Origin of the sequence: Herbaspirillum seropedicae (assembly GCF_001040945.1) — a bacterium.
GTDB lineage: Bacteria > Pseudomonadota > Gammaproteobacteria > Burkholderiales > Burkholderiaceae_D > Herbaspirillum > Herbaspirillum seropedicae.
On the sequence record NZ_CP011930.1, the window covers coordinates 4263717 to 4282193 of the forward strand.

The 18477-nt window shown below is 64.5% G+C and carries 11 protein-coding genes; 10 read left to right on the plus strand and 1 reads right to left on the minus strand.

The window, feature by feature from the left end:
* The first annotated feature begins 6 nt into the window (after positions 1 to 6).
* The 6 genes from ACP92_RS18555 to ACP92_RS18580 all read left to right on the plus strand — a co-directional run bounded on the left by ACP92_RS18555 (position 7) and on the right by ACP92_RS18580 (position 8065).
* The gene (locus ACP92_RS18555; RefSeq protein WP_013235668.1) at positions 7 to 1677 is read left to right on the plus strand and encodes a sensor histidine kinase; all 1671 of its coding nucleotides are present in this window, start codon (positions 7 to 9) and stop codon (positions 1675 to 1677) included.
* Between the two features lie 34 nt (positions 1678 to 1711).
* Entirely contained in the window at positions 1712 to 2086 is a 375-nt protein-coding gene (locus ACP92_RS18560; RefSeq protein ID WP_041311170.1) for an Hpt domain-containing protein, read from the plus strand.
* Positions 2087 to 2117: 31 nt separating this feature from the next.
* Positions 2118 to 4415, plus strand: a complete 2298-nt coding sequence (locus tag ACP92_RS18565; RefSeq protein ID WP_013235669.1) for a hybrid sensor histidine kinase/response regulator — start codon at positions 2118 to 2120, stop codon at positions 4413 to 4415.
* A 130-nt stretch (positions 4416 to 4545) separates the two neighbouring features.
* A complete protein-coding gene (locus tag ACP92_RS18570) occupies positions 4546 to 6261 on the plus strand; it encodes a methyl-accepting chemotaxis protein (protein ID WP_013235670.1) in 1716 nt (571 codons plus the stop codon).
* 14 nt (positions 6262 to 6275) lie between these two features.
* On the plus strand, positions 6276 to 7238 hold the full coding sequence (locus ACP92_RS18575; RefSeq protein ID WP_013235671.1) for a chemotaxis protein: 963 nt from the start codon (positions 6276 to 6278) through the stop codon (positions 7236 to 7238).
* 302 nt (positions 7239 to 7540) lie between these two features.
* Positions 7541 to 8065: a bacteriohemerythrin gene (locus tag ACP92_RS18580; protein ID WP_081441925.1), complete on the plus strand. Its 525-nt coding sequence runs from the start codon at positions 7541 to 7543 to the stop codon at positions 8063 to 8065.
* On the opposite strand, the gene ACP92_RS18585 is transcribed toward ACP92_RS18580, so the two are convergent.
* Positions 7990 to 9624: an EAL domain-containing protein gene (locus ACP92_RS18585; RefSeq protein WP_013235672.1), complete on the minus strand. Its 1635-nt coding sequence runs from the start codon at positions 9622 to 9624 to the stop codon at positions 7990 to 7992. The two genes, ACP92_RS18580 and ACP92_RS18585, sit on opposite strands and share 76 nt — an antisense overlap.
* A 419-nt stretch (positions 9625 to 10043) precedes the next feature.
* Here ACP92_RS18585 and ACP92_RS18590 point away from each other — a divergent pair, with 419 nt between their 5' ends.
* From ACP92_RS18590 to ACP92_RS18605, 4 genes are all read left to right on the plus strand, one after another.
* Positions 10044 to 11408 (plus strand): ATP-binding protein, encoded by a 1365-nt coding sequence (locus ACP92_RS18590; protein WP_013235673.1) that lies wholly within the window; start codon positions 10044 to 10046, stop codon positions 11406 to 11408.
* Positions 11405 to 12751, plus strand: a complete 1347-nt coding sequence (gene nosR, locus ACP92_RS18595) for a response regulator c-di-GMP phosphodiesterase, NosR family (protein WP_013235674.1) — start codon at positions 11405 to 11407, stop codon at positions 12749 to 12751. The genes ACP92_RS18590 and nosR overlap by 4 nt, the downstream gene beginning before the upstream one ends.
* A gap of 164 nt (positions 12752 to 12915) precedes the next feature.
* Positions 12916 to 17427, plus strand: a complete 4512-nt coding sequence (locus ACP92_RS18600) for a CHASE domain-containing protein (protein WP_041311172.1) — start codon at positions 12916 to 12918, stop codon at positions 17425 to 17427.
* Positions 17424 to 18386, plus strand: coding sequence for a diguanylate cyclase (locus tag ACP92_RS18605; protein WP_013235676.1), 963 nt, complete (start codon positions 17424 to 17426; stop codon positions 18384 to 18386). Before ACP92_RS18600 ends, ACP92_RS18605 begins: the two co-directional genes overlap by 4 nt.
* The last annotated feature ends 91 nt before the right edge of the window (positions 18387 to 18477 follow it).

The following is an 18477-nucleotide window of genomic DNA, read 5'->3' on the forward strand; positions in this document are numbered from 1 at the left end:
TGCTTCATGGATGACCGGAAACAACAATCTTTCCCGCTCCGGTTTGCGCGCATCGATCTGCGCGTAGCCCTCTCGCTGTTTTCGCTGTTGCTGATCTGCGGGCTGTGGCTGGGGGCGTTCAAGGAGCTGCAGAACAGCCGCAATAACTATCTCGACGATGCGCGCCGCGACGCCCAGTCGCTCTCGCGCCTGTTCCTGGAACACGCCTACCGCACCATCGAGGCGGCCGACCAGGCCGCGCTCTACCTGCGCTACCGCTACGCCGAGCGCGGCAATGCCCTGAACCTGGCCACCGAGATCGACAACGGCCTGGTGGCGCGCAATGTCTACAACCTCTTCTCCATCGTCGACGCCCAGGGCGACGTGGTGCTCTCCAGCAAGCCCTTCACGCCCGTCAACCTGGCCGACCGCGAACATGTGCAGGTCCACATGCAAGGCGGCCAGGACCAGCTCTTCATCAGCAAGCCCGTGCTGGGCCGGGTTTCCAAGAAGTGGTCGCTGCAGATCACGCGCCGCATCAACCGCCCCGATGGCGGCTTTGGCGGGGTGGTCGTGGTGTCGATGGACCCGCAATACTTTACCCGGCTGTACCACCAGATCGACGTCGGCCATCACGGCGTCATCACCCTGGTCGGGGCCGACGGCGTGGCGCGCGTGCGCCGCACCGGCGACATGGACGCCATGGGCGAACAGGTCGCTGGTGGCAAGGTCTATGCGGCCATGCTGGCCCAGGGCAGCGGCACCATCGAAGCCGTCAGCAAGATCGATGGTCGCGAACGCCTGTACGCCTTCCAGAAGCTGCGCGATTATCCCTTGTTCGCCGCCGTGGGCATTGATCTCAAGGAAAGGCTGGCGCCGTATTACCGCGAGCGCGAACGCACCCTGATGCTGGCCGCCCTGTTGTCGGTGGCGGTGCTGGTCTTCAATGCGGTGCTGCTCTGGCTGGCCGGTTCGCTGGTGCGCAGCCGGCGCGAGGCGCTGCAGGCCAACCAGGCCAAGTCGCGCTTCCTGTCCAACATGTCGCATGAATTCCGCACCCCCTTGAACGGCGTGCTCGGCTATTCCGACGCCCTGCGCGAAGAGCTGGGCGAATCGCCCCTGGCGCAATACGCCGTGGCCATCCACGACAGCGGCAACCGGCTGCTGGACCTGGTCAACGCCATCCTCGAAGTGACCGAACTGGAAGACCGCCGGGTCGCCGTCCACCTGGATCCAGCCAACATCCGCGAACTGGTCGGCCAGGCCATCGCCCGCCATTACCCGCAAGCCCAGGCCAAGGGCCTGCCACTGGAGTGCCGCATCGGCGAGGATGTCCCGCAGATCCTGGTCTGTGACGAGCGCAAGATCCAGCGCGTGCTGGACAACCTCATCAGCAATGCGGTGCGCTATACCGACCATGGCCGCGTCATGGTCGAGGTCGAACGCAGCGGGCCGCAGCAGTTGACCATGCGCATCAAGGACACCGGCATCGGCATTGCCGCCAGTCAGCAGAATGACATATTCGAGAAATTCACCCAGGCCGACGACAGTCCGCGGCGCAGCCAGGAGGGCGCAGGGCTGGGATTGACCATCGCCCAGCGTCTGGTCATGCTCATGGGCGGTCAACTCGTGCTACAGTCGGAACAGCACCAAGGTTCTACATTTAGCTTCACTCTGCCATTACAAGAGCCGAAGTAGCAGTCACCCAAAACTACAAGAGCGGGGAGCAATAGTGCAGCCGGGCCAAGACCCACACCAATATCGCCACATCGATCCCAGCGCGCTGTTGCAAGCCGTTGGGGGAGACGCCCGCACGGTCGCGTCGCTGGCCCGGACCTTTGCCGACAGCGCCCCCGAGATCTTCGCCCGGCTGGCGCAGGCCGTGGGCGAGGGCAAGGCTGAGGCGGCGCGCCACGAGAGCCATGCGCTCAAGGGCATGAGCGCCCTGTTCAACGCCCGCGCGCTCACCGAGCAGCTGCAGCAGACTGAAGCGGCCGCGCGCGCCGGCAGCTTGCCGGCGCCGGAACAATGGACGCAGCTGCAAGCCTCTTTCGAGCAGGCGCTGGAAGAGATCCGGCGCTACGCGCAGTCGGCAGGCCCCGCCTGAGCCCACCCTGTGCTGTGCGTGTGTTGACGACATGAACGAACCCCTCCCCAACGATCAGCGCAAGACGCCGCGCATGCGCATCTCCGCCCTGACGGTGGGCGCACTGCTGCTGATCCTGCTGACGGTCACGGTCATCGTTTCCGGCACGCTGCTCTATCGCGCCAGCCTCAATGACTGGCGCAACGACCTCTCCACGCTTTCCACCGTGCTGGCCGAGAACACCGCCCAGACCATGTCCTCGGCGCGGCTGGTGATCGACAGCATCCAGGCCGACATTGAACAGGCCAATCCGACCGACCAGCAACAATTGCAGCGGCATGTGGGCAGCGTCGAGTTCTCGCAGATCATGCGCGAAAAGATCCGCGGCCTGCCTTTCATCAGCGGCATCGGCGTGGCCAACGCCGAGGGCCGCATCCTGGCGCTGTCGCGGGTATATCCGGCCCCGCCCATCGACCTCACCGACCGCGACTACTACCTCCACCATCGCAGCTCCGACTCCACCGCCGACTTCGTCGGCGAGACCGTGCTCTCGCGGGCGGGCGGCGTGCCGACCTTCTACGTCAGCCGCCGCGTCAACGATCGCCAGGGGCGGCTCCTGGCCATCATCGTCATCGGCCTGCCCTGCGCCTTCTTCGAGACCTTCTTTGACAACGTCACCCGCGACAAGCCCTTCTCCATCGTGCTGGCGCGCAAGGACGGCAAGACCCTGACCTCCACCGACCTGCTGCCGGAGCAGGGCCAGCGACGCAGCATCACGCCGCTGGCGCAGTTGCATCCCAGCATGCCGGCCGACGATGAGGGCCGCCAGTCGCACGTGTTCATGCAGTCGCACTGGCTGGGCATCCATCGCCCGGTGCGCAACTGGCCCATGTACCTGGAAATCGGCGTCACCGACGAGGTCTATTTCGGCGAGTGGATGGAATCCATGTATCCGCTCATGCTGGTGGCCGCCATCAGCCTGGTCGGACTGATCGGCGGTTTCGTGCTGACCTGGCGCCAGGTGCGGCGGCGCGAAGAGGACGCCCTGCTGGCCACGCGCCTCAAGGAAGAGGCCGACCACGCCAACGAGGCCAAGTCGCATTTCCTGGCCATGGTCAGCCATGAGATCCGTACCCCCATGAACGGCATCCTGGGCCTGTCCGAACTGTTGATGGAATCGGGCCTGAGCAGCAAGCAGCGCGACTATGCCGACAGCATCCACGGCGCTACCGGCGGGCTGGTGCGCATCATCAACGATATCCTCGACTTCTCCAAGATCGAATCCGGCAAGCTGGACCTGGAAATGGTGGCCTTCCACCCGGTGCGGCTGGTGCAGGAACTGTCCGATCTCTACCGCCCTTCGCTGCAGCGCAAGGATGTGCAATTCGACCTGCACCTGGATTGCCCGGAGAACCTGAGCGTAGTGGGTGATCCCGCGCGGCTCAAACAGGTGCTGGGCAATCTGCTGAGCAACGCCATCAAGTTCACCCAGGCCGGCCATGTCCAGTTGAGCATGTCGGCGCGCCAGGATGAGAGCGGGCCGAGCCGCTGGCGGCTGTTCTTCGCCATCACCGACACCGGCATCGGCATCTCGCCGGAGGCGCTGCAACAGCTGTTCCGCCCCTTCGCCCAGGCCGACAGTTCGATCTCGCGCCGCTTTGGCGGCACCGGACTGGGCCTGGCCATCAGCAAGAACCTGGTCGAACTGATGGGCGGGACCATTGCCTGCCAGAGCATTCCGGGCGAATCGACCCGCTTCAGTTTCGAGATCCTCTGTCCCGAGGCCAGCACGCCGGCGCCTGAACCGGTGAGCGAGGCGGCTGCACCTGCGCCCGCTACCGCGCTGGCGACGACAGCGCCGGCTTTGCCGCCTGCCGCCGAGGCGCCGGGTACGCTCATGCCCCCCGACAACGCTCCCCAGCCGCCATCCAATGTCGATGCGTCGGCGACAGTACTCCCCTCGCTGCTGGCGGGAGCGCGCATCCTCATGGCCGAAGACACCGAAATCAACCGGCAGTTGCTGCGCATCCTGCTGGCCCGCAAGGGCTGCATCCTGCAGGAAGTGGAAAACGGCCTGCAGGCGGTGGAAGCCATCCGGACTGGCCACTATGACCTGGTGCTGATGGACTGCATGATGCCCATCATGGACGGCTACCAGGCCACCGCCGAGATCCGCGCCCACGAAGCAGCGCGTGGTCTGCCCCGCACTCCCATCATCGCCCTCACCGCCAGCGCCATCGAGGGCGACCGCCAGCGTTGCCTGGACGCCGGCATGGACGACTACCTGAGCAAGCCCTTCACCCAGGTCGGGCTGATGCAGACTGTGGAAAAATGGCTACAAAAGTCGTAAAAAAGTAAATTCAGCAAATAAATAATGCAACTGCTTAAATTGTTTTATTTGATTTATTTGTAGTACGTGATTATGATGACTCCATCAGGCATAGAAATGCCTTCAGCAAGACTCAGGGGGAGTCATCATCATGAACTGGTTCTACAATCTCAAGATTGCTCACAAGCTCAACGCCGCCTTCCTGGTGGTGCTGGTCTTCATCATCGGCCTGGGCGGCTTTTCCAGCCTTGAGCTGGCCGCCGTCAACAAGAGCTCCACCGACATCGCGCGTAACTGGCTGCCCAGTATTGACGCGCTGTCCAAGATGAGCCTGGCGCTGGCCCGTTCGCGCAGCTTCGACATGCAGCAACTGCTGACCGCCGACAAGCAGGAAGAAAAGGCCTCGCGCGAACGCGCTGACAAGCAGATGGCCACCCTGCTCAAGGAAGTCGCCCGCTACGGCAAGCTGGTCTCGGAACCGCGCGAAAAAGAGCTGTACCCCGAGATCGAGCGCAACATCGCCCTCTACAAGGAAGCCCACGAGCGCATGAGCGCCCTGTTCGAGCAGGATCAGAAGCAGGCTGCACACGCCCTGATGAACAGCACCTCGACGCCTGTGTACCGCAAGCTGCAGGAGCAGATCGGCGAGCTGAGCGAAGTCAACAGCAAGGGCGCCGCCCTCTCCGACGCCGACGCTGACCATATCTACGGTCAGGCCAACATGGCGATCCTGGCGCTGGTGACGACCTGCGTGGTGCTGGCCATGGCCCTGTCCTGGTGGATCGCCCGACTGGTCGCCCGTCCGCTGGCCAATGCCGTGGACATCGCCCGTCAAGTGGCCGCCGGCGACCTCACGGCCGACATCCCCACCGCCCACCGCGACGAGACCGGTCAGCTGCTGGAAGCGCTGCGGCAGATGAACGGCAACCTGCTCAATATCGTGCGGGAAGTGCGTCAAGGCACCGACACCATCACCACCGCCTCGGCCGAGATCGCCACCGGCAACATGGACCTGTCGTCGCGCACCGAACAGCAGGCCGGCGCGCTGGAAGAAACCGCCTCGGCCATGGAAGAGCTGACCTCGACCGTGCGCCAGAACTCCGACAACGCCCGCCAGGCCAACCAGCTGGCGGTCAACGCCTCCGAGGTGGCCCAGGCTGGCGGCACCGTGGTGGGCAAGGTGGTCGCGACGATGAGCGCCATCAATGATTCCTCACGCAAGATCGTGGACATCATCGGCGTCATCGACGGCATCGCCTTCCAGACCAACATCCTGGCCCTGAATGCCGCAGTGGAAGCGGCCCGGGCCGGCGAACAGGGCCGCGGCTTCGCCGTGGTGGCCTCCGAGGTGCGCACCCTGGCCCAGCGCAGCGCTGCGGCGGCCCACGAGATCAAGGCGCTCATCGACGACTCGGTGGCCAAGGTCGATACCGGCAGCAAGCTGGTCGACGAGGCCGGCCAGACCATGAACGAGGTGGTGGCCAGCGTCAAGCGCGTCTCCGACATCGTGGCCGAGATCACCGCAGCCGGCGCCGAACAGACCCAAGGCATCGAGCAGATCAACAACGCCGTGGTGCAGATGGATGAAAACACCCAGCAGAACGCCGCCCTGGTGGAACAGGCTGCCGCCGCCGCCAAGGCCCTGCAGGAGCAGGCCGGCCGCCTGAGCGAAACGGTCAGCGTGTTCCGCCTGGACGCGCAGCATGTGCCGGTGGTGGTCAGCCGCGCCGCTGCGACGGCCCAACCTGAACGCGATATCACACCGGCGCGCCCGGCCCTGGCCCAGTCCCGCAGCAAGGTCATGGCCCGTCCCGCCCACAGCAACACCAGCGCCAGCGCCGAGCAGGGCGACTGGGAACAATTCTGAAGAGAGAGAAAACCATGGACTCCTTCCAAAAAGAAATCGACGAACGTACCAACCTGACCTCCACCAACAAGTTCGAACTGCTGCTGTTCCGCCTGGGCACGCCCGACGGTTCCACTGACAAGCCCGGCGAACTGTATGGCATCAACGTGTTCAAGATCCGCGAGATCGTCCCGATGATGGACATCACCGCCGCCGCTGGCATGCGCTCGCCGATGATGGGGATGGTCAATATCCGCGGCCAGGTCATGTCGGTGGTGGACCTGCCGGCGGTGGCCGGTTGCAAGGCCGGCCACGGCAACAACATCCTGCTCATCACCGAATTCGCCCGTCACACCCAGGCCTTCGCGGTGGAGTCGGTGGAAGAGATCGTGCGCCTGGACTGGAGCCAGGTGCTGCCGGCCGATTCGCACTCGCCGGGCAGCCTGGTCACCAGCATCGCCCGCCTGGATTCGGAAGTCGACGGTGGACGGCTGGTGCAGGTGCTGGATGTGGAACACATCCTCAACCTGGTCTCGCCGGTCAAGGAACAGATGCAGCCCGCCCCGCCTGGCGCGGCCGAACTGAAGCTCAAGCCGGGCGCGGTCGTGCTGGCCGCGGACGACTCGCGCATGGCGCGCGCCCTGATCGAGCAATGCCTGAAGGACCTCAACCTGCCCTTCATCATGGAAACCGATGGCCTGCAGGCCTGGAAGAAGCTGCAACAGCTGTCCCAGGCCGCCGCCCAGGAAGGCAAGCCGCTCACCGACAAGGTGGCCATGGTGCTGACCGACCTGGAAATGCCGGAGATGGACGGCTTCACGCTGACCCGCAAGATCAAGGCTTCGGATCAATACAAACAACTGCCGGTGGTGATCCACTCATCGCTGACCGGCTCCGCCAATGAAGACCATGTGCGTTCGGTGGGCGCCAATGGGTATGTGGCCAAGTTTTCCCCGCCGGAACTGGCAGCAATGCTGCGCCAGGTGCTGCCCCCCTGACAGCCCCTACTGCAGAGCCAGTGACGGCGCTTTTTACAAGCGCACGGCCGACCAGCCTGTCGGCCGCCCCGACGCCGCCAGTTCGCTGGCGGCGTTGTCGTTGTTGTTGTCGGTGTGATGTGGTCTTTGCCGCGCAGGATGAAGGAATCCTGACCGGCTTGCGCTATCTCAAACTCCTTCGAATTCAAGCTCTTAGAATGAAAGTGAACGTTCCTTCACCCGGCCCAGGCGCCGGGCCCTCCTCCTGAGCGTCTCCGCCAGCGACCGGCGTTGCGGTCACATCCTGTTCCGGGAGCCAGACCATGTCAGAGGCCGACCTTTCCCCCCGTATTCCCGCCTTGCTGGCGGCCATGGATGCCGAACATCGTCACGTGCTCGATGGCGTGGCTGCGCTGATGCTGGTGCCGCAGGAGCGCTTCGGCGCAGCCTATGGGGCGCTGGTGGACGAGATTGAAGAAGGATTCCGGCAGGAAGAGCTGATGATGGACGAGATCGACTATCCCACCCTCAAGGCGCACCGGCGCGACCATGCCGAGCTGCTGGCGCTGCTGCACCGGCTGCGTCCCTACCTGGAAGAAGGCAATGCGCCGCTGGCGGACATTGTCATGGGGATGATCCCGCACATGCTCATCCGCCACATGTCGGCGATGGATCAGGAACTGGCGCTGGCGCTGCGCCAGCAGGAAGGACACACAGTTGCGGGCGCTGAAGTGGCTAACGTGGCTGAGGTGGCTGAGGCGGCGGAAGGGGCTCAAGCGTCCAGCGCTGCCGGGCTGTCAGTCGATGCCGGCTGCGGTCCGCGGATGATTTCCGGTCCGCTGCCATAGTCGGCCAGCGTGGCGCAATAGAAGGCGACGAACTCCTCGACCGGCAAGGGCCGGGAAAACAGCCAGCCCTGGGCGAAGTCAACGCCCCGCTCGGCGAGGTAGGCGGCCTGTTCCAGCGTTTCCACCCCTTCCGCGACGATGTAGAGCTTCAGGCTCTTGGCCATGGCGATGATGTGATCGATCACGGCGCTGGTGGCCGCGCCGGTGCCGATGGTGCTGACGAAGGATTTGTCGATCTTGAGCGCATCCATCGGCAAGCCCTGCAGGTATTGCAGGTTGGAATAGCCGGTGCCGAAGTCGTCCAGCGCCATCGAATGCCCCATTTCGCGGGCGCGCGCCAGGGTCAGACTGGCTGAGGCGATATCCATGCAGCCGCGCTCGGTGGCTTCCATCCACAGCTGTTCGGGGCGGATGTCGCTGCCGGCCAGGGCCTGGCTGACCACCTCGAGGATGCGCCCGGTCTTCATGTCCTGGGCGGCGACATTGATGGCAATGTGCAACGCCCGGTCCTGGCGCAAGGTGTCGCGCATTTCCCTGACCACGGTATCGACCACCAGATCGGTCAACGGCAGGATCAGCCCGCTCTCCTCGGCCAGCGCAATGAAGAAGTCAGGCCGCACGATGCTGCCATCGGGCCGCCGCCAGCGCAGCAGCGCCTCGGCGCCGATGCAGCGGCCGCTGGCCATCTCGATGATGGGCTGGTAATGGACGATGAATTCCTTCTTCTTCACCGCCAGCTGCAGGTCGGCCAGCGGTGACAGGCGGGCCTGCGAGACCCGCAGCACCAGCATCACCAGGCCAATGCCCAGCAGGATGCCGACCGGCAGGAACCAACGCTGCTGGCCGGTCATCTCTTCCAGTACATGATCGCCATCGACGATGGCCGCGGCGGTCCAGCCATCGCGGCTGACGGTGGAGATGAAGAAACCGTCCACGTCCTGCCTGCCCAGTCCGTCCAGCGCATGCTCGGCGACGCCCGCTGCGACCGGGCCTCCATACTGCGCCACCGGGCCGAAACCATTGCGCGCCAGCACCACATGCACGCCCTTCTCCAGCACCACGTCCACGAAACGCAGGCGATGCACCAGCGCACTGTGCGCGCCATACTGGATCGACAGCATCGTGGGCCCATCAGCGACGAAGGAGCGCTGGTCCAGCGCCACCTCGACACCGTCGGCCGTGGTAAAGACCGGCTCGGCCTGCCGGCGCCGCCGCGCGCCGACGCTGCTGTCCCAGGAGGTGCACTTGAGCTGGCCATGTTCGTAATAGCCCATCTCCTCGATGCTGCGGGAATTGACGCTGATCAGGCGCATCTGGGCAATGTGCTCGTCCGAACAGGGCAACAGCAGCAAAGGCGACAAAGACTTCAGCGAGCGCTGGGTCTCGTCGAAACTGTGCGCGGCGCGCGCGATGACGCTCTCGGCATAGCGCGCCAGACGTTCATGCTCGGCCTGCGCCACGGCCTGGCGCGACAGCCACATCATTGCCGCCACCGGTGCAATGGCCGCCACTGCCGTGGCCACGATGGTCCATGCCACGATCCTGTTCTTGTTGCTCACCCCGTCCTCCGATGGCTGCCCGCTGGCGACCGGAACGGCGCAGGACGGGCAGGTTCAAGGCGAATGCGTTCGCCGGATACTCATCATTAGACCCGCATTAAACAAATAAATCAATTTAAACATTTATCGATCGATCCCCCATGGCCTCGCGAGGACCGGGGGCGCTAGGCGAAACGCCCCGTTCAGCCGGCCAAGGAAGGCGAAGATCCGCTTCCCAGGCGGATCTTGCGAGATGCCATCCAGGCAAGAACAAGTTGGACTGGCGCAACGAATTAACTATTTATATCTATGCGGAATCATTTTTTTGGTTTATTTGGTTTTTTTGTGTTTTAATGATTCCAGTGCTCAAGGTTTCCACAGAGAGGATGAGCCAAGCCAGGCCAACGTAGCCGTCAGCGAGAGAGCAAGGGGAGCCGATCATGGGACATTGCGACGTATTCGAGGTCAGTCAGGTCTGCCCTCTGCCCGCAGCCAAGGAAGAGGCTCCCGACTTCTGCGCCCTGATCAAGGCCAACGCCCGCTACCGCCACATCATCGGCAATACCCCGGCCATCATCTACAGCAGCGTGCCCTCGGGCGACTTCCGGCTGACCTTCGTGAGCGAGAACGCCTCGCGGGTGCTGGGCTACGAACCCTGCGAGATGCTCGATGATCCCAATTTCTGGTTCAACCACATCCATCCCGACGACACCGCCCAGATCTTCTCCAGCCTGGCCATGCTCTTCGTGGAAGACCAGAAGATCTATGAATACCGCTTCCGCACCAGCAATGGCAGCTACCTGTGGATGCACGATACGCTGCGCCTGATCCGCGACCCTGACGGCACGCCCCAGGAAGTCATCGGCCTGATGACCGACATCACCGGCCGCAAGGAAATGGAAGACACCCTGCAACGCCAGGCCGAAGAACAGCGCAAGCTGATCGAACAGCTGAAGATGGCGCAGGCGCAGCTGATGCAATCCGAAAAGCTGGCCTCCATCGGCCAGCTGGCCGCGGGCGTGGCCCACGAGATCAACAATCCGATCGGCTTTGTCAGCGCCAACCTCAATACCCTGGGCAACTATGTGGCCACGCTGCTGGAAGGCATCCAGCTGCATCAGTGCCTGCAGGGCGGCGCGCTGCCTGCGGCCATGGCCCAGGAACAGTTGCGCAGTTTCGAAGCGCGCGCCGACCTGGCCTTCCTCAGCGAAGACGTGACCGAGCTGCTGGCCGAATCCAATGAAGGATTGCAACGGGTGCGCAACATCGTGCAATCGCTCAAGGACTTCTCGCGCATCGGCGAGAGCAACTGGCAGATGACCGACCTGCATCGCGGCCTGGACAGCACTCTCAACATCGCCAACAACGAGCTGAAGTACAAGGTCAGCATCGTCAAGCAATATGGTGAACTGCCGCTGGTCAAGTGCCTGGCCTCGGAACTGAACCAGGTCTTCATGAACCTGCTGGTCAACGCTGCCCAGGCCATCAGCGAACGCGGCACCGTCACCATCTGCACCGCGCGCGCAGGGGACAAGGTCAGCGTGAGCATCAGCGACACCGGCCACGGCATCGCACCCGAAAACCTCAATCGCATCTTCGAACCCTTCTTCACCACCAAGCCCGTGGGCAGCGGGACCGGCCTGGGACTGTCGCTGTCCTATGGCATCGTCAAGAAGCATGGTGGTGACATCCGGGTCAGCAGCGCACCAGGCTGCGGGACCACCTTCACGATCGAGTTGCCCATCGATCCAGCCAGTGTCCTGGCGCAATCCAGCGCCACGGAAACCTCAGGAGAAGCATCATGAGTGCCATCCACAGCCATGAAATCGACACCCTGCAACAGGCCGATCCCTTTGCCCTGCCGCCGCCCTGCGTGCTGCTGGTGGACGATGAACAGAGCATCCTCTCGGCCTTGAAGCGCACCTTCCGGCCCCAGGGCTACCGCCTGATCATGGCCACCAGCGCCGAAGCGGCCCTGGAGATGATGGCGGCCAGCGAGGTCGACCTGGTGATCTCCGACATGCGCATGCCCGGCATGAACGGCGCCCAGTTCCTGGCCAAGGTGCGCCAGCAATGGCCGTCCACCATGCGCATCCTGCTGACAGGCTATTCCGAGATCGGCAGCACCATCTCGGCCATCAATGATGGCGGCATCAACCACTATCTCTCCAAGCCCTGGGATGATCGCGAACTGCTGCTCATCGTCGCCCACGCCCTGGAAGAACAGCAGCTGCGCAAGCAGAAGATGGCGCTGGAACGCAAGGTGCGCGAGCAAAACCTGCAACTGGCCGACTTCAATCGCCAGCTCGAACGCCAGGTGCAATCCCGCACCGAGGAACTGCGCCAGACCGTGATGTTCCTGGAGAGCGCGCAGGAAGAAGAGCAAAAGTCCTTCCTCTCCATGCTGCGCGTGTTTTCCGACATCAGCGAGCTGCGCGCCGGGCTGGCCACGGGCCAGTCGGCCCGGGTAGCGCGCTGGTGCGAACAGCTGGCGCTGCGCATGGGCATGACCACGCACCATGCCCGCGACACCATGATGGCCGGCATGCTGCACGGCATCGGCAAGCTGGAATTGCCCGACGAACTGGTGCGCAAGCCCATCGAAAAGATGAACAGCGATGAAGTGCAGCGCTTCCTGTGGCATCCGGTGCGGGGGCAGATGCTCCTGACGCCCATCCCCAGCCTGGCGGAGTCGGGCGAAATCATCCGCCACCAGCACGAGCGCTACGACGGCCGCGGCGTACCGGAAAGCCTGTCGGGCGACGCCATTCCGCTGGGTGCGCGCATCCTGGCGGTGGTGCGCGATTTCGAGGGCCTGTGCAATGGCGGCATCACCAGCCTCAATGCCTCGCCCGAAAAAGCCCTGTCCATGCTGCGCGCCCACGCCGGCCATCGCTACGATCCGCTGGTCGTGGAAAGCTTCATTGCCATGATGGAAGAACAGCAGATGGCCCTGGAACAGCAGACCCGCCTGCTGGCCACGCAGGAACTGCGGGTGGGCATGAAACTGGCCGAAGACCTGCGCACCAAGTCTGGCGTATTGCTGCTCAACAAGGACCATGTGCTCGACGACGCGCTGCTGGCAAGGCTGCGCCGCTTCGAGCAGCTCGATGAGATGCCGCTCAAGGCCAGGATCGTCTTGCACTGAACCCGCTGCGCCGCAGTCCCGGGCCTGGCGGCCAGCCGCAGGCTCGGGAATTTCCTGATTGTCCGCCAGCGTCGTCGGGCGGATGCTATGGCCCCAGGGCCATGTTCGCATTGGGGGGAGGCGAACGCATCAGAAAACCAAGACAAGAGAGATACCCGTCGACCATGACCAGAGTCACCCGCAACACCGTCGTCTTCCTGCTCATCACCTTGCTGTTCATGCTCGCCGGCGCGGCCACCGTACGCTACCTGAACGAGCGCGAACTGCATGACAGCCTGGCCGTGGACAGCCGCTGGATCGGCGACGACATCGAATCCCTGCTGCGCCGCTATGAACATGGCCTGCGCGGCGAGCGCGGCGCCATCCTGGCCATCGGCGAACATGCGCTCACGCGAGAGCGCCTGTTGCGCTACATGGACAGCCGCGACCTGGCCACGGAATTCCCCTGGGCCGGCGGCTTCGGCTTCATCCGCCATGTCCCGCTGTCCGCGCGCGCAGCCTATGAGCAGCAGGTGCGCCAGGGACGCATGCTGTTTCCGTCCATCACCCAGCTCGCCGAGAATCCGGGCGAGCTGTACGTGATCGAATACATCGAACCGATAGAGGCCAACCGCAAGGCGCTGGGGCTGGACATCGCCTCTTCGCAGGCACGCCGCTCCGCCGCCGACCACGCCATGCTCACCGGCCGGGCCGAGCTGACCCCGCCCATCCACCTGGTGCAGAAAGACGGGGCGTCGGCCAATGCCTATCTGTTCCTGCTGCCCATCTATGCCGGCTCGGTTACGCCGCCCACTCTGCATGAACGTCAGGAAAAGATCATCGGCTGGGCCTATGCGCCGCTGTCGGTGCACGACATCATTTCCGAACTGAGCCGGCGCTGGAAGACGCACGCGCTGGAAGTCCTGATCAAAGACGCGGCGGCGGACGGGGACAATGTCGAACTGTTCCGCAGCGACGGTTTCGATGCGCTGGCGCAGGACAGCGGATTGGACTCGGCCCTCTCGCTGTATGGCAGGACCTGGAAGCTGCAGCTGCGTCCTTCGACGGACTACCGCCAGACGCACCAGTTCGTCAGCGACCGCGCCATGCTGCTCTCCTGCGGCAGCCTGCTGGTCCTGGCGCTGGTGATCGCGCTGGCCTACCAGACCTATTCACGCCGCGAGGAAAAGCTGCAGCAAGCCCAGGCGCTGCTGGCCGCCGTGGTGGACAGCTCCCCCGACGCCATCGTCACCACCGATGCCCTGGGCCGCATCAGTTCCTGGAACCGCGGCGCGGCCGACTATCTGCCATCCAGCCCGGCGCAGGCGCTCAACACGCCCCTGGCGCAGCATCCCGACCTGCGCGAACTGGACGCGCGCGCGGCGTCCGACGCGAGCGGCCAAACCACGCCCCATATCGTCAGCCTGCACGGTGCGCCGGTGCGCTACGCCTCGGCGCAGGTGTTCGCCTTGCATGACCGGGCTGGCCGCGCGGTGGGCAAGGCCTTCATGCTGCGCGACATCACCCACGAAAAGAACATCGAGCGCCAATTGCAGCGCATCAACGAAGAACTGGAATGGACGGTGCAGCAGCGCACCCAGGCCCTGCATCAGGCCAAGACCATGTTGCAGACCGTGCTCAACGTCATGCCTTCGCTGGTGGCCTACTGGGACCGCCACCTGATCAACCACTTCGCCAACGCCGCCTACGAGCGCGCCTTCCAGCGCGAAGCCGGCCAGCTCAACGGGGTCTACATGCCTGACCTGGTGGGCCCGGCGCTGTTCGAGAAGGCGCTGCCGCATATTAAGGGCGTGCTGGCCGGCGCGCAGCAGACCTTCGAGCGTAGCGTCGACGATCCGGTGCTGGGCGCCAGGCACATGCTCACCACCTACATTCCCGAGATCGGCGACCTGGGCGAGGTGACCGGCTTCTATGTCGTGGCCCATGACGTCACCGAGATCACCCACAACCGCAACCAGCTCTCCGAGACGCTGGCGCAGAACCAGTCGCTGCTGGACCAGGTGCAGGACGCCAACACCCTGCTCAACAACGTGCTCAGCTCGGCCAAGGGCGTGGCCATCATCGCCACCGATACCGAGGGCCTGGTGACACTGTTCAACAGCGGCGCCGAGCAGATGCTGGGCTACCGCGCCGAGGACGTCGTGGGCAAGCTCAAGGAAGAGCATTTCTCGTCCCGGCCCGAAGCCGCCCTGCCGGGCCAGGACAGCCATACCGAGCTGCTCTACCGCCGCCATGACGGCGCGACCCTGCCGGTGGCGCGCCAGCAGACCTCGATGTTCGACCATCGCCAGCGCCACCTGGGCTATCTCTACATCGCCCTGGACGTGAGCCTGCAACGCCAGCAGGCCTCCGCCCTGGCAGCTGCGCGCGACCAGTTGGTGCTGGCCGCCGAAGTGGCCAAGCTGGGCGTATGGGTCTGGGACAAGGACAGCGACGTGCTGGAATACAACCCCCAGGTCGCCGAGATCTACGGCTTCGGCGATCGCGGTGGGGCGCCGCGGGTGAGCACCTATGCCGACTGGCGCCGACGGGTTCACCCGGACGACGTGGATTATGTCGAAAAAACCTTGCGGGCTGGGCTCGCCGTCGATGGGGACCATGAACCGGTGTTTCGCGTGGTGCGCGACGATGGCGGCATTCGCTACGTGCAGGCGCGCGCCTACGTACAGCGCGACGGTGCGGGCAGGCCCGTGCGGGTGATCTGTATCAATCTGGACATCACCCAGCGCATCGAATTCGAGAACAACCTGGTCGATGCCCGTCTCAAGGCCGAACAGGCCAACTCGGCCAAGAGCCTGTTCCTGGCCAGCGTGAGCCACGAGATCCGCACGCCCATGAATGGCGTACTGGGCATGATCCAGCTGCTGCAGCGCACCCAGCCGCTGCCGGCCCAGCAGGACTACCTGGACAAGGCCGAGATCTCGGCCAAGTCCTTGCTGAACCTGCTCAATGACTTGCTGGATTTTTCCAAGATGGATGCAAAGCAGTTGCAGCTGGACCTGCAGGCGTTCGAGCTGGAGCGCTTCGGCCACAACCTGGCCGCCGTGCTGGCGGGCAGCCCGCCGCAAGCGGGCGTGAGCCTGCACATCGCGCTCGATCCGCAATTGCCGCGCCGCCTGGTGGGCGACGCCCATCGCTTGCAACAGGTGCTGGTGAACCTGACCGGCAATGCCCTCAAGTTCACCCACCAGGGTCACATCGATGTGCACTTCACCCGCCTGGACCCCTTGCCCGGACGCACCGTGGCCTTGCGGGTGGAAGTCAGCGATACCGGCATCGGCATCGCCGCCGACCGCCTCGACGACATCTTCGACGCCTTCACCCAGGCCGAAGCCTCCACCACCCGGCGCTATGGCGGCACCGGGCTGGGACTGGCCATCAGCAAGCACCTGGTCGGCCTCATGGGCGGTCAGTTGCAGGTCAGCAGCGAGCCTGGCCGCGGCAGCCGCTTCTGGTTCGACCTGCAATTGGCGGTCGACGATGACAGCGTGCTGGGCCCGGCTGCCGCCGACGACGCTGCCCGACCGCAGCCGCTGCAGGCAGCCAGCCACACAGCCGGCTCCCGTGCTCCTGAAACAGCGCGCTCCGCGCCGGATGCGCAGTGCCTGCAGGGCGTGCAGATCCTGCTGGTGGAAGACAATCCTGTGAACCGCCAGGTCGCCAGCGAACTGCTGGCGCTCTCCGGTGCGCAGGTCACCTGCGCCGACAGTGGCAGCATGGGCGTGGCCATGGCCTGCGATCCAGCGCGCCACTTCGACCTGGTGCTGATGGACCTGCAGATGCCCGGCATGGACGGCATCGAAGCGACCCGCCGCATCCGCGGCCAGTATGAGCTGCGCGGCCTGCCGATCCTGGCCATGACCGCCAATGCCTCGCCGGAAGACAAGCAGCGCTGCATCGAAGCCGGCATGGCCGGGCACATCGCCAAGCCTATCGACATCGCCACCCTGATTCCGGTGCTGCTGGCCCATCTGCACCATGAGCGTCCGGTCCCCGAAGCCGCCCCCCAGGCTGTGCCGCAGGACCTGGCCGACGACCGCCTGAGCGTGGAAGATTATTCTTCCATCCTGCACCGCTTCCAGCAGGCCAGCGATATCTATCGCACCACCCTGGATGCCGCCGGCCCCGAGCTGGAGCGGCTCCTGGCGCAATACTGCGCCGCGCTGGCGATGTCCCCGGAGCAGGCGCAGGAAGCGATGGCAGCGCTGGCCCAGGCCAGCCACGCCTTGCGCGGCGTGACCGCCACCATCGGTGCGCGCGGCCTGGCGGCCTATTTCGGCGCGCTGGAGCAGCGCTGCCGCCAGGCCATGGCCGGGCGAACGCCGGACCTGGACTGGCTGGAGCGCTGCCGCACCGAGATGGACGCCTGCCAGCACGACGCCATGCTGGTGCGGCAACGGCTGGTCATGCAGGCGCTGCGTCCCCCTGCCAGCGATGCGGGGCCGGCAGCTGCGGCGCTTGCCACGGTTGCGGCTTCCGATTTTCCTGATAGGCAGCGCCTGCGCGAATTGCTATTGTCCAACAATCTGGAGGCGCTCGACCTGATCGAAACCCTCGGCAAGCGACATGGGCTGACGCAACAGGAGCCCTACCGGCAACTGAACAGGCTGATCGAGAAACTGGACTTCGCGGCTGCGCTGACCTGTCTCGATCACCACTTTGGAGATGCGACTTGAAACAGATACTGGAAGAACTCTCCACCCTGCGCGGCGGCCGCCCCAGGATCCTGCTGTGCGACGACCAGCCCATCAACATCCGCCTGGTCAACGCCCTGCTCAAGGGAGACTACGAGATCTTCATGGCCACCAGCGGCCTGCAGGCCATCGAACTGAGCGAGAGGGTGACGCCGGACCTGATCCTGATGGATGTCAACATGCCCGGCCTGAACGGCTATGACACCTGCGCACGGCTCAAGCAGAACACCCTCACGCTGGGCATTCCCGTGATCTTCCTGACCGGACTCAAGAGCGAGGAAGACGAGGTCAAGGCCTTCGAGGTGGGCGGCGTGGACTTCATCAGCAAACCCATCAACGGCACCGTGCTCAAGGCGCGCGTGCTGACCCACCTGACCCTGAAGCTGCAATCGGACTTCTACCTCAATATCGCCGTGACGGACTCGCTCACGGGCCTGTTCAACCGCCGCAAGTTCGACAGCGAACTGGCCGAGAAGTGGGAGCTGTGCAAGCGCTCCGGCCAGGCCATGTCCTTGCTGCTGATCGATATCGATCACTTCAAGCAATACAACGACCACTATGGCCACCAGGCCGGCGACCATTGCCTGGCCGAAGTGGCGCACACCATCCGCTCCAATTTCCATCGCAGCTATGACTGCGTGGCGCGCTATGGCGGCGAAGAATTTGCCTGCATCCTGCCCATGACCGGACGCGAACAGGCCATCAGGCAGGCCCAGGAAGTCTGCCATTCGGTCGCCCGCCTGCACCTGCCGCATGCCCGCTCGGACACCTCGGCGTGGGTAAGCCTGAGCATAGGCGTGGCCACCATGATTGCGCCCGATCACAACGCCAGCCCGGTTGCCCTCTTGGCCCTGGCCGACAAGAACCTGTACGCCGCCAAGGCCAATGGCCGGGCGCAGGTGTTTGCTGCCGAGCTGCCCCTGTTCAATGACGCGGCCTGAGCCGCCTCCTGCTTGCCCTTCACGGCCGCACTGACACTTGCGGCCGTCCTTGCCTTGTGCTTTCCGTCTTCCCCTTCTGCTCCGCCGTCTT